Raw genomic sequence first — 13,264 nt, 5'->3', positions numbered from 1 at the left:
GTTCTCCTCGTCTGCCCGGCCGGGTTCGGTTGCCCTGATGGCAACCCCGGGCGCGACCGTCGGTTCCTCCCGCGCGGCGGCGGCGTGGCGGACTTGCACCGGGCAGCGTGGCGGGTCATCGTGCCCCACCTGCCCCAACAGCACCCCACCCGAGAGCCGCCCCGCCCCGACATGGTCCAGCTCGCCTTTCTTCTCGTCGGGGCCCGTGCCCTGCGCGACCGCTGGTGGGTGATGACCCTGCTGGCGCTGGCGCTGATGGGCATCGCCGGTCTGATCCTGCTCGATGCCATGGACGGCACCATGTCCGTGGCGACGCAGGTGTTCGGCGCGGTGTTCGTGTTCGAGGGGCTGCTCGGGCTCGCCACCGCCCTCGCCCTCACCGACCCGTCGAGCCGCGGCCTCGCCCTGGTGCGCGGCTTCGTCCTCGTCCTGCTCGGCAGCTTCATCGTCGACTATCCCGAGCGCGATGCCATGACCCTGTCGCTGCTGTTCGCGGGAGCGTTCGTGCTGGACGGGCTGGCGCGCATCGCAACCGCGCTGGTGGTGCGCTTCCGCCTGTGGCGCGCGACAGCGGCCATGGGTGCGGTGGAGCTCGCGCTGGCGGGGCTGGTTGCGAGCCACTGGCCTCTGTCCTACGACCTCAAGGTGCCGGTGGGCATCGCGCTGCTGCTGCTCATGTCCGGATGGATCCTGCTGCGGGCCAGCCTGATGCTGCGGGCCCACCTCTCGGAAATGGCCATCCTCACGCTGCCGATCTACGGCGCGCGCAGCTGGTACGACAACGCGCCCGTCATCGTGGACGACAGCGTCCCCCTGCCGCCCTCCGAGGGGCCGATGACGGTGCTGGTGTGGACGCCGGTCGGCTCCGCGGATGTCCCCGGCCGGCGGCCGCTGATCGACCGCTACATCGCCGCCGTCGATCGCTCGGGCGCCATTTCCACCGGTCACGCGGCGCTGGAGCTGCGGCCCGACCTCTACATCAGCCACTACCCCGCCGAGGAGATCGAGCACCCGCCGGACGAGTTCGCCCGGCTGCTGCGCGCCACCGCGGAGAATGACGTGAAGGGCCGGTTCCAGCCCTCCTACGCCTATGAATCGGCCAACTGGTGCGAAGCCGACCAGCGGGTGGAGTTCACCCGGTTCGATGCCCGGCGCCTGCGCGCCTTCTGGGCCGGCTACCGGCAGGAGGCCACCTACAACCTCACCGACCGCAACTGCTCGGTGGCCGTTGCGGCCGCTCTTGATTCGGCGCTGGAGGGCGCGCTGGCGACCCGCCTGCCGTGGCTTCGGGTGGCGCGCCTCATGGCCAATCCGGACGTCTGGGCCGCCGCCTACATCCGCTCCCGCGCCGCGGCCATGAGCTGGACCCCCGGCCTCGTGCTCGACTATGCGCGCACGCTCCAGCGCATCGTCGAGCCGGCGCCGCCGCCCTTCGCCGCCCGCCTCGCCGATTTCCTGAACCGCCTGCGCCGCTCCCGCGCGCCCGACGCTCCGGAACCGGCCGCCGCGCCCTCTCCCGCCGGCCACCGCCGCACCGTGACGGAAGACCGATGACCGACGATGCCCCCGCCGCGCTCCCGCTTGCCTCCGAGGTCCCCGGATCGGTGCTGGCGCGCGGCGCGGTCATCGCCACCGCCATGGTGTTCGGCCTCACCTATTCGCTCAGCGCGCCGCTGATCGCCTTCGACCTCGCCGCCCGCGGACTCAGCGAGACCGTGATCGGCGCCAATGCCGCCATGCACGCCATCGGCGTGCTCATCACCGCCGTCGCGCTGCCGCGGCTGGTGGCGACGCTGGGGCCGCGGCGGCTGATTCTCCTCTCCATCGGCCTGTCGGCGCTCGCGCTCGGCGCGTTCCCGCTGCTGCAGCCGCTCGCCTTGTGGTTCGTGCTGCGGCTGCTGCTGGGGATGGCGGCGGAGGCGCTGTTCGTGACCTCCGAGACGTGGATCAACGCCCTCTCGACCGAGGCCACGCGTGCCCGCTCCATGGCGGCCTATACGGCGGCGCTGTCGGTGGGGCTCGCGCTGGGGCCCCTGATTCTCTCGTTTGTCGGCACCGGCGGGGCTCTGCCCTACATGGTCGGCGCGGCCATCGCGCTGGTGGCAGCCGTGTTCGTTGCCTCCCCGCGGGTGGCGGCGCCGCATTTCGACGAGCCGACCGTGAACAATCCCGTGCGCTACGTGCGCCTCGCCCCCCTCGCGCTGGGCGCGACCATGCTGAATGCCGCCATCGAGACCGCCGGCCTGTCGTTCCTCGCCCTCTATGCCGTCAATCTCGGCTGGGGCGAGGAGAATGCGACGCGGCTGATGTCGGTGATGATGGTCGGCGCCATCGTGCTGCAGCTGCCCATCGGCTGGCTGGGCGACACCGTGGACCGGCGCCGGTTGGTGATCACCCTCGCCGTGCTCGCGGCCGCGGGCGCGGCGGTCTGGCCGCTGGCGCTGGGCAGCACGGTGGCGACCTATGCCCTGCTGTTCGCGTGGGGCGGCTGCTTCGTTGGCATCTACACCATCATGATCACGCTGGTCGGCAGCCGGTTCCGGGGCGGCGACCTCGTGGGAATCTACGCGGTGTCGGGCCTGTTCTGGGGGCTCGGCGCGCTCGTGGGCCCGCTGGGGGCGGGTCTTGCCATGCAGGTCCACCCGCACGGCCTTGCCGTCTTCGCGACGCTGGCCTGCGCCGGCTTCGCCCTCGCCGCCTGGCGGCTGCGCGGCAGCGCCTGAGCTCCCGCCGGGAGAATCACGACGATTCCGACTGCGGCCCCGATTCGGCGGCGCGAACCCCACCGGGCGCCATCCCGCTCACCGTGTCCGATTCGTGCCCTTCCGTAAGCTCACACATGCCGGCGAACACCCCCGCGCGTGAGCCGTCGAGCGCGCCGGCGCAGGAACGCGAAGGACTTCGCGCGCAGGCGGTCACAAGGCTGCGGGCGCTTGGCTTTATGCTTGAAGGGACTGGGAAAATGGCGCTGCGGGAGAGGCGCCTTCAGCTGGTCGGAGTGGCAGGATTTGAACCTGCGACCCCCACGTCCCGAACGTGGTGCGCTACCAGACTGCGCTACACTCCGATCCAGAGCGCTGCGTATAGCCGTGCCCTTTCCGGGATGCAAGGGGGAGAGTCATTCCGCGTCGCTTGAACGGTGGATTGCCCCATGCCATAGGATGCGCGCCCATGGCGGTGCCATGCGGCATCAATGGCTTGAGCATCTGGAGTTGGGTCAATGGCGACGGACGGTTTCGCGAGCGGTCTCATGAAGGGCAAGCGCGGGCTGATTCTGGGCGTCGCCAACAACCGGTCGATCGCCTACGGAATCGCCAAGGCGGCGCGCGCCCAGGGGGCAGAGATCGCCCTCACCTATCAGGGCGAGGCGCTGAAGAAGCGGGTTGAGCCGCTGGCCGCGGAGCTCGGCGGCCATCTCGTCGGCCATTGCGACGTGACCGAGCCGGAGACCATGGACGCCGTCTTCGCCGAGACCGAGAAGCTGTTCGGCAACCTCGATTTCGTGGTCCACGCCATCGCCTTCTCCAACAAGGACGAACTGGACGGCCGCTACGTGGATACCACGGCGGACAATTTCACCAAGACCATGTTCATCTCCTGCTACTCCTTCACCGCCATCGCGAAGCGGGCTGAGAAGCTGATGAACAACGGCGGCTCGCTCTTGACCCTCACCTATTACGGCGCCGAGAAGTGGATGCCGCACTACAACGTGATGGGCGTCGCCAAGGCCGCGCTCGAGGCGAGCGTGCGGTATCTGGCGGCGGATCTCGGCCCCAAGGCCATCCGCGTCAACGCCGTCTCCGCCGGCCCCATCAAGACGCTGGCGGCCTCCGGCATCGGCGATTTCCGCTACATCCTGAAGTGGAACGAGCTGAACTCGCCGCTGCGCCGCACCGTCACCACCGACGAGGTTGGCGACACCAGCGTCTATCTCCTCTCCGATTTGTCGCGCGGTGTGACCGGCGAGGTGCATCATGTGGATGCCGGGTATCATATCGTGGGCATGAAGCACCCCGACGCGCCCGACCTCGCCCTCGTGCGCGATTGATCCGCACAGCCCCGCCCCATCCGAGGAGACCGCGACCGATGCCGGCGACCTTCCCCCGCGCCGCCCTTTCCGCACTCGTGCTTGTGGCCGGGCTCGCGGCTTCCGCCGGCGCCGCATTCGCCCAGAGCCCGCCGAGCCTGCAGCAATACCCGCTGCAGGACCGCATCTTCGGCCCCGGCGGCGCGGTGTTTCCGGATTATGTGACGCCCTCCGAGTACGGGGTCGGCTACTACATCGGCGGCACGGGCACGCGCGCGGCGCTGTTCGCCGCCGGCACGGCCGATTTCAATTGCCAGCAGACGCAGGTGCCGACCATCCGCGTGCTGTCCGCCCCGCCCGGCGGCAAGGTGATGATCGGCTACGGCAGCTTCACCGCCCGCGCCATCGACGGCGGTGCCACCACGCTGTGCCTCGGCCGGCAGCTGAAGGGCGTGGTGGTGAGCTTCAAGGGCAAGGCGGCGCCGGGCTCCACCATCGCCCTGCGCGTCACCTATCCGCCGCGGGGTGCGTGGTACGACCACGTCATCACGCTGCCGCCGCGCTGAACCCACAGGCCGGATGCCGGGCCACGGGGCCCGTCCGCCGCGCCGATGCGAGAGCCATGACCACGACGCGACGCTATTTCCTGGTGCGGCACGGCGAGACCGACTGGAACGTGGTCGGCCGCCTCCAGGGCCGCCGGGACGTTCCCCTGAACGCCCTCGGGCGCATCCAGGCGGGGCGGGTCGGGCGCGTGCTGCACCAGCTCGCGGGTGATCCCCGCGTGCTCACCTATGTCGCCAGCCCGCTGTCGCGCGCGGTGGAGACCATGCGCATCCTGCGCACCAGCCTCGACCTGCCGGCGGCGGAGTTTTCCACCGACATCCGCCTTGCCGAAATCTCCTTCGGGCAATGGGAGGGCCAGACCTGGCCCGAGCTGCGCCGCCGCGACCATGAGGGCGTGCGCCGGCGCGACCTCGATCCGTGGAACTTCGCCCCTCCCGGCGGCGAGAGCTACCGCCACCTGTGCGACCGGGTGAACGCCGCCTGCGCCGGGCTGGACCAGGATTCGGTGATCGTCACCCACGGCGGCGTCATCCGCGCGCTGCTGCACCTGAACGCCGGCATGCCCGAGGGCGAGGCGGCGATCCTCCCCGTCCGGCAGGGCGCGGTCTATGTGGTGTCGGGCGGCCGCTTCGAGGTGGCCGACTAGGCCCCCGCCCAAGCCAGCGCAAGGGACGCGGGGCGCTGGCATTTTTCTTGCTGCATCAGGGGTGTACGGCCGAACCCGTGTCGCGAACACGACCGGACGGCCGATTTTTGGCGCCTTTTCACCCGAGCCCCCGGGGGACCCGTTGCATGACCGACATGGCCGAACTGCAGAAGCGGAAGATGCCGCTCAATCTCGCCGTGGTCCACGTGGACCCGGACGCCTTCCTCGCCCACATCATGGGCTGGCTCGAGATCACGCGGTTCATCACCCAGCTGCGCGCGGGGGAGACCCAGGTGCCGGCGGACGGCGTCACGCCAGCCCTCACGTCGGCCGAGCTCGCCCACGGCGGCGTCCACAATGTGGGGAATGACGCGGTGTTCGCCTTCTGCATGACGGCCGCACTCAAGGGCGACAAGGCGGCCGTGGACAAGGTGGACGCCGGCCTCATCGAGATGATGGGCAAGGAATATCCCGGCAATTTCGCCCTCTGGCACTTCCGCGCCCAGATCGACGCGCCGGTGACGCTGGATGATTTCGTCGGCCAGGCGGGCAAGAAGATGCTGCTGGGCGACATTCCCCCGCCGCCCCTGCGCGCCAAGGAGAACTGGAGCGCGGGGCTGCGCTTCTTCGAGAAGGCGCGCAAGTCCAACTTCGTGCACGAGATCATGTACCCGCTGGCCCTGTGGCACCGCGCCAAATGGAACGAGACGCTGGAGAAGGGCATCGCCTTCCTCAAGCATATCGAGGACACGGTTCCCGTGCTGCGCGAGACGCTGGCCGATCCGCGCAACGATCAGGCCTTCGTCGCCAACATCCTGCTGAAGAATGCCTTCGGCGTGGATATGGAGCTGACCGAGGAATACGAGGGCTACCTGCGCTCCCTCGCCCGGCGGGACTGAGGCGCCGGGCCAGCAAACCGGGGCGGGGCCGGGTCAGGCCTCGCCCGCGACCTTCTGGCGATGGAGCACGCGGGGGCGCGAGACCAGGAGCTTGTCGATGCGCCGCCCGTCCATGTCCACGATCTCGAACCGCCAGCCGAGCGCGGTGAACACCGCGCCCTCCTGGGGCAGCTCCTTGGTGTGGGAAAGGGCGAAGCCGGCCACCGTGTGGTAGCCGTCGTCCACCGGAAAGGCGACGTCCAGGAGGTCGCGCAGCTCGTCGATGGGGGTTTCGCCCGCCACCAGATAGCTGCCGTCCTGCCGCTCGACCACGTTGCGATGGCCGGTTTCGTCCTCCAGCGCGTCCACCGAGCCGGTGATGGCGAGGAGCAGGTCGTAGCCGGTGACGAGGCCGGCCATGTCGCCATACTCGTCCACCACGATGGCCATGGGCACCTCGGCGCCGCGCAGGATGCGCATGGCCTCGAGCGCGCCCACGTTCTCGACGATGAACGGCACCGTCTGCACATACTGGCGCGGGTCCGGCCGCTCGCCCTTCAGGTAGGCGTCGAGCACGCGCTTGGCCTGGATGACGCCGATGGTCTCCTCCGGCGAGCCCTCGCAGGCCGGCAGGCGCGAGTGCGGCGTCTGCAGCAGGACGGTACGCACCTCTTCCGCGTCCTTGGAGATGTCCACCCATTCCACGTCCGGCCGCGGCGTCATGATGGCGGTGACCGGACGGTCGGCGAGGCGCATGACGCCGGCGATCATTCGCCGCTCGGCGGGATCGATGACGCCGGCGGTCTCGGCCTCGGTGATGATCGCGCGGATCTCCTCGTCGGTGACGCCGCCGGAGCTGCCGGCACGATCACCCAGCAGCTTCAGCACCATGCGGGTGGAGACATCCAGCAGCCACACGGCGGGCGCGGAGATCTTGGACAGGCTCACCATCAGCGGCGCCACGAGGCAGGCGAGCGGTTCCGGATTCTGCAGCGCCAGCCGCTTGGGGATGAGCTCGCCGATCACCAGCGAGACATAGGTGATGGCAGCCACCACCGCCGCGTAACCCACCGGATGGGCGAACGTGGGCGACATGCCGGCATCCGCCAGCGCCGTGCCCAGTTGCTCGCCCAGGCTCGCGCCCGAGAAGGCGCCGGCGAGGATGCCGATGAGGGTGATGCCGATCTGCACCGTGGAGAGGAAGCGTCCCGGATCGGCCCCGAGCCGCAGCGCCGCGCCGGCGCCGCGCCGGCCGCGATCGGCAAGCGACTTCAGCCGCGCCGGACGGGAAGAGACGATGGACAATTCCGCTGCTGCAAGAACGGCATTCAGCAACACCAGGAACAGGACGATCAGGATTTCGAGCAAAGGCATGGCGGGGAAATGGGCTCCGTCGCGCTCCTCATAGCACATCGTGGGCGTGCTGTGTGACACGTCCGCCACATTTGCCGCCGACGGTGCGCCGCTTGCGTCCTCGGCGCACGGAGATGGACGTTTCCTTGCCGGCGTTCCTCGTCTATTGAGCCGGAACGAGCGAGGGGTTTTGCCGCGTCATGTCGTTCAACACGTTCGGGCACCTGTTTCGGGTCACCACCTTCGGCGAAAGCCATGGGGTCGCCATCGGCTGCGTGGTGGACGGCTGCCCGCCCAACCTGCGCTTTTCCGTAGAGGAGGTGCAGGCGGCGCTCGACCGGCGCCGGCCGGGACAGTCGCGCTTCACCACCCAGCGGCGCGAGCCGGATGAGGTGAAGGTGCTTTCCGGCACCCTGCCCCACCCCGAGGGCGGGCTGGTGACCACCGGCACCCCGATCGCGCTCCTGATCGAGAACGTGGACCAGAGGTCCAAGGATTACAACGACATCGCCGGAGCCTACCGGCCGGGCCACGCCGACTTCACCTACGACATCAAGTATGGCATCCGCGACCATCGCGGCGGCGGGCGCTCCTCGGCGCGCGAGACCGCAACGCGGGTGGCGGCCGGCGCCATCGCCGCCAAGGTGCTGCCGGGCGTGAAGGTGCGCGGCGCCGTCGTGCGTATCGGCGAGATCCAGATCGACCGCAGCCGCTGGGACTGGGACGAGGTGCCCAACAATCCCTTCTTCTGCCCGGACGCCCGCACAGTGCCCCTTTGGGAACAGTATCTGGATGCCGTGCGCAAGGCCGGCTCCTCCATCGGCGCCGTGGTCGAGGTGGTCGCCGAGGGCGTTCCCCCGGGCCTCGGCGCGCCGCTCTACGGCAAGCTCGATGCGGATCTGGCGTCCGCCCTCATGGGCATCAATGCGGTGAAGGGCGTGGAGATCGGCGAGGGCTTCAATGCCGCCCGCCTCACCGGCGAGGAGAACGCCGACGAGATGCGCCTCGGCAACGAGGGGCGTCCGCACTTCCTTGCCAACCATGCGGGCGGGGTGCTGGGCGGCATCGCCACCGGGGCGCCCATCGTCGCCCGGTTCGCGCTGAAGCCCACCTCCTCCATCCTCACGCCCCGGCAGACGGTGGACCGCGCCGGGCACGAGACGGAGATCTTCACCAAGGGCCGTCACGACCCGTGCGTCGGCATCCGCGCCGTGCCGGTGGGCGAGGCCATGGTGTGGTGCGTGCTGGCCGACCACCTGCTGCGCCATCGCGGACAGGTGGGCGAGAGCCCGGCCTGGCCGTTCGGCGCCTGAGCCGGGTCAATCAGGCAAGATGTTCTGAAGGAATCCGGAACACGCCCTTGATGCAGGCCGCGCTACAAACACAGATCTGGATGTGTGTCTTCTCAAAGAAGCCCGAAGATTCGTAGATCCGGTTGCCCTCCAGGAAGACACCTCGAACGGTGTCAAATTGCGGCAGAACTGGCTCCGCCACGGCACGGACCTTATGGAGGTGATTTATTACCGCGCAATCCAGATCCCGCAGGAGTAGGTCGTCGCCAAGGTGGTTCTTGGGCATCTCAGAACCGACATGGTTGATGTACTCAATGAAACTCGAGTGGGCATCCCGAACAGCGGCAATTCCATTGGAGGAGATGAGGTCAAGACAAAAGCCCAGATCAATTACCGCTCCAATCGCGGCTGGAGTCATGATGGCTCCGGGCCGACCCGCATTTCGGGTCTTAAGCTCTCCAGCGAATTCCAGGGCGCGCTTGGGATTGGCTTCCCAAAAATAGATTCCGTGACCGAGCCAATCATGGTGATTCTGGCTTTGGCGAAAAGCGTTCCCGCTCAATAACTCTTCGGCCACAGAGGCGTCACAACCGTGGTAGCCGAGCACAAACGATGCGGACAGGCGATGCAATCAGGCCGCCCGCTCCTTGGAGCGACGGACGGCTTCCACCCCCTCGGCATAATGCTCAGTGAGTTTGCCCTCGGCGGTCACAACGCCTTCTTCCCTGAGAAGCCGGATCGCCCCCTCACGGTCATTGCCGAACTTGGAACGCACGGTCGCCAGAGCACGCCGGAACGCCTTAAGATCGTCTTCCGTCATCGGCAGCTCCTCACGGACATTCAAATGGAAGATACAAGGATCCCTTTCTGCAGGAAAGGGGCCCCTTTCTCGATCCGATGATGCGAGGGCACGAACGATGCATTCAGCCCTCTCGAAACGTCGAGAAATTTTCATTGTCACTGAAAATCGCCACGCTATGCTGCGCCCATGAAGCTCGCGGAATGGCTTTCGGCAACCGGAACGAAGCGCAGCGCCTTCGCGCGGCAGGTGGGCATGTCCCCCGCCAGCGTCACTGCGCTGTGCAACGATGAGCGCGCCTGGATCTCCCGCGAGACCGCCGAGAAGATCGCGGAGGCGACCGGGCATGCCGTCACGCCGAACGATTTCCTCGGGCTCCCAGCGCCCAGCATCCGAGGTTTGCCCGTGACCGACAGCACCCAGTCCCGCGTCCAGTCCGCCATCGAAGCCTTCGCGCGCGGCGAGATCATCGTCGTGACCGACGACGACGACCGCGAGAACGAGGGCGATCTCATCCTCGCCGCCTCGCTGGCGACGCCGGAGAAGATGGCCTTCGTCATCCGCAACACCTCGGGCATCGTCTGCACCCCCCTGCCCCCGTCCGAGGCCAAGCGGCTGCGGCTTGATCCCATGGTGTCCAACAACGACGCACCCATGGGCACCGCCTTCACCATCTCCATCGACGTGAAGCACGGCACCACCACCGGCATCTCCGCCGAGGAGCGCACCAACACCGTGCGCGCGCTCGCCAACCCCAACATGGGCGCCGGCGATTTCGTGCGGCCGGGTCACGTGTTCCCGCTCATCGCCAAGGAAGGCGGCGTGCTCATGCGCTCCGGCCACACCGAGGCGGCGGTCGACCTGTGCCGGCTGGCCGGCGTCCCGCCGGTGGGCGTCATCGCCGAGCTGGTGAATGACGACGGCACCGTGCAGCGCGGCCCGCAGGTTTCCGCCTTCGCCGAGAAGCACGGCCTCACCCGCATCTCGGTGGCGGATCTCATCTCCTACCGCCAGGCCCGCGAGAAGCTGGTGACCCGCGCCGCCGAGTTCCCCGTGCCCACCTCCATCGGCGAGCTGCAGGGCTATTCCTATGTGACGCCCTTCGACCCGGTGAACCATCTGGCGCTGGTGAAGGGCCGCATCGGCGACGGCGAGAAGGTGCTGGTGCGCCTGCACCGCGCCGATCCGGTGGCCGACGCCTTCGCCGGCGGCAAGACCATCCAGAAGGCGCTGGCGCGCATCGAGGCCGAGGGCCGCGGCGTCCTCGTCTATCTGCGCGACGGCACGGCGGGCGTGCCGCCGGTGGCCATCGGCGCCGGCGAGAAGACCTCCAGCGAGGCCGAGCGCGATCGCCACTGGCGCGAGGTGGGGCTGGGCGCGCAGATCCTGCGGGATCTCGGCATCGTCTCCATCCGCCTCCTGGCCTCCAAGGCGCGCACCTATGTGGGCATCGCCGGCTTCGGCATCGAGATCGTCGATACCGAGACGCTGGAGGGCTGAGGCCCCCAACCCTCTGTGACACAACGAAGACGGCGCCCCGGCGCCGTCCTGCGCGAGCATTTGCAACGCTTACGCCGCAAAACGTGACCGGCCGTGAGCCGGCTCGCGTCTTCTCCGCCCGACAGGAAGGTGTCAGCATCCCGGTGATGTGATGCCGCTCCTGTCCACCAGGGGGGAGAAGATGACTCTTGCGCGTCGCCTCATGTCCCGGTTTTGCATCGCCCTGTCACTGGCACTGGCCGCAGGGCCCGCGGTGGCAGGCCCCCCCGGCAGCGTCCCGGTGGATGTGGAGCTCGTCCTCGCCGTGGACATCTCCTATTCCATGGACACGGAGGAGCAGGCGCTCCAGCGCGAGGGCTACGCCACCGCCATCGTCTCCCGCGAGTTCCTCGACGCCCTGCGCACCGGCCCCACCGGCCGGATCGCGGTGGAGTACGTGGAATGGGCCGGCGAGGGCGAGCAGAAGGTGGTGGTGGACTGGCGCATCATCGACGGCCCGGAGACCGCGCGCGCCTTCGCCGAGGCGGTGCGGGCGGCGCCCATCCGGCGGATCTACCGCACCTCCATCTCCAGCGCGCTGCTGTTCAGCGCCGACCAGTTCGATCTCAACGGCTACCGCGGCCTCAGGCGCGTCATCGACGTCTCGGGCGATGGCGTGAACAATCAGGGCCCCCCGGTGGCGCTGGCGCGCGATTCCGTGGTGCGGCGGGGGATCACCATCAACGGCCTGCCGCTGCTGATGAAGCGCACCGGCACCTCAGCCCTCGATATCCCGGAGCTCGATGTCTATTACGAGGATTGCGTCATCGGCGGCGCCGGCGCCTTCGTCATTCCGGTGCAGCAGATGGAGGAATTCGCCCGCGCCATCCGCACCAAGCTGGTGATGGAAGTGGCGGGGCTGATGCCGAAGCCCGTTCCCCTGCCCGGCGCCCCCGCCCAGGTGCGGCACGCCTCGGCGGAGCAGCCGCGCATTTCCTGCACCATCGGCGAACGCATCTGGCTCGACCACTGGGCGAACTGAACGCCCCGCGTCCGTGACCCGCGCGCCTTATCCCTCGGCGAGCGGCACCCGGCGCAGGGCGGCAAGGTCGCCCGCGCCGGCGCAGAAGCAGGCGATGCGCAGCTGCTCAGCCACCACGGCGAAATGCTCCACCACCGCCTCGGTGGACGTGACGGCAGCCTGAAGCGTTCCGGCCGCCTGCCCCACGAGATCGGCGCCCAGCCGGATGGCCTTGGCCGCATCCACCCCGTGACGCACCCCGCCCGAGGCGATCAGCGGCACGTCGGGACAGGCCGCGCGCACCTCGACCACCGCCGTGGCGGTGGGAATGCCCCAGTCGGCGAAGGCCGAAGCGATCGCGCGCGGCCGGCCGGTGCCGCGCTCGCCTTCCACCAGCGCCCAGTTGGTGCCACCCGCGCCCGCCACGTCGAGCGCCGCGACGCCGCACGCAACGAGCCGCCGCGCCACATCTGCCGAGAGGCCGAACCCCACCTCCTTAACCACCACCGGCACCGGCAGGGCGGCGCACACGGCGGCGATGCGCTCCAGCACCCCGCGCCAGTCGCGGTCGCCGCCGGTCTGGATGGCTTCCTGCAACGGGTTGAGATGGACGACGAGGGCATCGGCGCCGATCATCTCCACCGCCCGCCGCGCCCCGTCCATCCCGCCCTCGCCGAACAGCTGGGCGGCACCGAGATTGGCGAGAAGCAGGATGTCCGGCGCGCGCCGCCGCAGGTCCCCGTCGAGGCCCGCCGAGCCGCCGTTCTCGATGGCGATGCGCTGGGAGCCGACGCCGAGGGCGATGCCCAGCGCCTGCGCGGCCTCGGCCAGGCGCGCGTTGATGGCGTGCGAGCGGGCCGGACCGCCGGTCATGGCGGAGATCAGGAGCGGGGCGTTCAGATCCCGCCCGAGGACCCGGGTGCGCAGGTCCACGGCATCGAGATCGAGCTCGGGCACGGCGCAGTGGATGAAGCGGATCCGATCGAACCCGGCATCCAGCCGCGAGGCGACCCGCCCGCCGGACAGCACGATGTCGATGTGGTCTTCCTTGCGCCGTCCGGCCTCGCCCTCGTCCATCATTCCCCGCCGGACCGCGCCGGCAGCCGCGGCGAGGACGCCACACGCCGGCAAATTCTCGCGCGCGGTCGCCCCCGCGCTCTGGCTTCCTTCCATAAGCGGTGATCTAAAGTCATTCAAGGCAA

The 13,264-nt window shown here is 69.1% G+C and carries 13 protein-coding genes and 1 tRNA gene; 9 read left to right on the top strand and 5 right to left on the bottom strand.

The features are described 5' to 3' along the window. Positions 1-120: 120 nt before the first annotated feature. Together V5F49_RS21185 and V5F49_RS21180 are read left to right on the top strand one after the other, a co-directional pair. Positions 121-1,554 (top strand): HdeD family acid-resistance protein, encoded by a 1,434-nt coding sequence (locus V5F49_RS21185; protein WP_394115247.1) that lies wholly within the window; start codon positions 121-123, stop codon positions 1,552-1,554. Further along, on the top strand, positions 1,551-2,723 hold the full coding sequence (locus V5F49_RS21180; protein ID WP_394115246.1) for an MFS transporter: 1,173 nt from the start codon (positions 1,551-1,553) through the stop codon (positions 2,721-2,723). The genes V5F49_RS21185 and V5F49_RS21180 overlap by 4 nt, the downstream gene beginning before the upstream one ends. A gap of 267 nt (positions 2,724-2,990) precedes the next feature. Here V5F49_RS21180 and V5F49_RS21175 read toward each other — a convergent pair. Beyond that, positions 2,991-3,067: transfer RNA gene (locus V5F49_RS21175), tRNA-Pro, on the bottom strand. 153 nt (positions 3,068-3,220) lie between these two features. Between V5F49_RS21175 and fabI the strand changes: the two genes are divergently transcribed. The 4 genes from fabI to V5F49_RS21155 all read left to right on the top strand — a co-directional run bounded on the left by fabI (position 3,221) and on the right by V5F49_RS21155 (position 6,139). Then, a complete protein-coding gene (gene fabI / locus V5F49_RS21170) occupies positions 3,221-4,048 on the top strand; it encodes an enoyl-ACP reductase FabI (RefSeq protein WP_394115245.1) in 828 nt (275 codons plus the stop codon). Positions 4,049-4,086: 38 nt separating this feature from the next. Continuing rightward, positions 4,087-4,593 (top strand): hypothetical protein, encoded by a 507-nt coding sequence (locus tag V5F49_RS21165; RefSeq protein WP_394115244.1) that lies wholly within the window; start codon positions 4,087-4,089, stop codon positions 4,591-4,593. Between the two features lie 56 nt (positions 4,594-4,649). Continuing rightward, positions 4,650-5,240, top strand: a complete 591-nt coding sequence (locus V5F49_RS21160) for a histidine phosphatase family protein (RefSeq protein WP_394115243.1) — start codon at positions 4,650-4,652, stop codon at positions 5,238-5,240. A gap of 146 nt (positions 5,241-5,386) precedes the next feature. Next, positions 5,387-6,139: a hypothetical protein gene (locus V5F49_RS21155; protein WP_394115242.1), complete on the top strand. Its 753-nt coding sequence runs from the start codon at positions 5,387-5,389 to the stop codon at positions 6,137-6,139. Positions 6,140-6,172: 33 nt separating this feature from the next. Here the strand turns inward: V5F49_RS21155 and V5F49_RS21150 are convergent, their stop codons facing one another. After that, positions 6,173-7,492 (bottom strand): hemolysin family protein, encoded by a 1,320-nt coding sequence (locus V5F49_RS21150; RefSeq protein WP_394115241.1) that lies wholly within the window; start codon positions 7,490-7,492, stop codon positions 6,173-6,175. A gap of 179 nt (positions 7,493-7,671) precedes the next feature. Between V5F49_RS21150 and aroC the strand changes: the two genes are divergently transcribed. Beyond that, the gene (aroC, locus tag V5F49_RS21145; RefSeq protein WP_394115240.1) at positions 7,672-8,784 is read left to right on the top strand and encodes a chorismate synthase; all 1,113 of its coding nucleotides are present in this window, start codon (positions 7,672-7,674) and stop codon (positions 8,782-8,784) included. A 10-nt stretch (positions 8,785-8,794) separates the two neighbouring features. On the opposite strand, the gene V5F49_RS21140 is transcribed toward aroC, so the two are convergent. After that, positions 8,795-9,394, bottom strand: coding sequence for a hypothetical protein (locus V5F49_RS21140; RefSeq protein ID WP_394115239.1), 600 nt, complete (start codon positions 9,392-9,394; stop codon positions 8,795-8,797). Further along, the gene (locus V5F49_RS21135) at positions 9,395-9,583 is read right to left on the bottom strand and encodes a hypothetical protein (RefSeq protein ID WP_394115238.1); all 189 of its coding nucleotides are present in this window, start codon (positions 9,581-9,583) and stop codon (positions 9,395-9,397) included. Between the two features lie 168 nt (positions 9,584-9,751). Here V5F49_RS21135 and ribB point away from each other — a divergent pair, with 168 nt between their 5' ends. Next, positions 9,752-11,062: a 3,4-dihydroxy-2-butanone-4-phosphate synthase gene (ribB, locus tag V5F49_RS21130; protein ID WP_394115237.1), complete on the top strand. Its 1,311-nt coding sequence runs from the start codon at positions 9,752-9,754 to the stop codon at positions 11,060-11,062. Positions 11,063-11,243: 181 nt separating this feature from the next. Next, on the top strand, positions 11,244-12,083 hold the full coding sequence (locus tag V5F49_RS21125) for a DUF1194 domain-containing protein (protein ID WP_394115236.1): 840 nt from the start codon (positions 11,244-11,246) through the stop codon (positions 12,081-12,083). 27 nt (positions 12,084-12,110) lie between these two features. Here the strand turns inward: V5F49_RS21125 and fni are convergent, their stop codons facing one another. Further along, the gene (fni, locus tag V5F49_RS21120) at positions 12,111-13,139 is read right to left on the bottom strand and encodes a type 2 isopentenyl-diphosphate Delta-isomerase (RefSeq protein ID WP_394115395.1); all 1,029 of its coding nucleotides are present in this window, start codon (positions 13,137-13,139) and stop codon (positions 12,111-12,113) included. Between the last annotated feature and the right edge of the window lie 125 nt (positions 13,140-13,264).

The sequence above is a fragment of the Xanthobacter lutulentifluminis genome (genome assembly GCF_043194675.2).
Taxonomy (GTDB): domain Bacteria; phylum Pseudomonadota; class Alphaproteobacteria; order Rhizobiales; family Xanthobacteraceae; genus Xanthobacter.
This window is presented reverse-complemented; position numbering and strand designations above follow the sequence as displayed.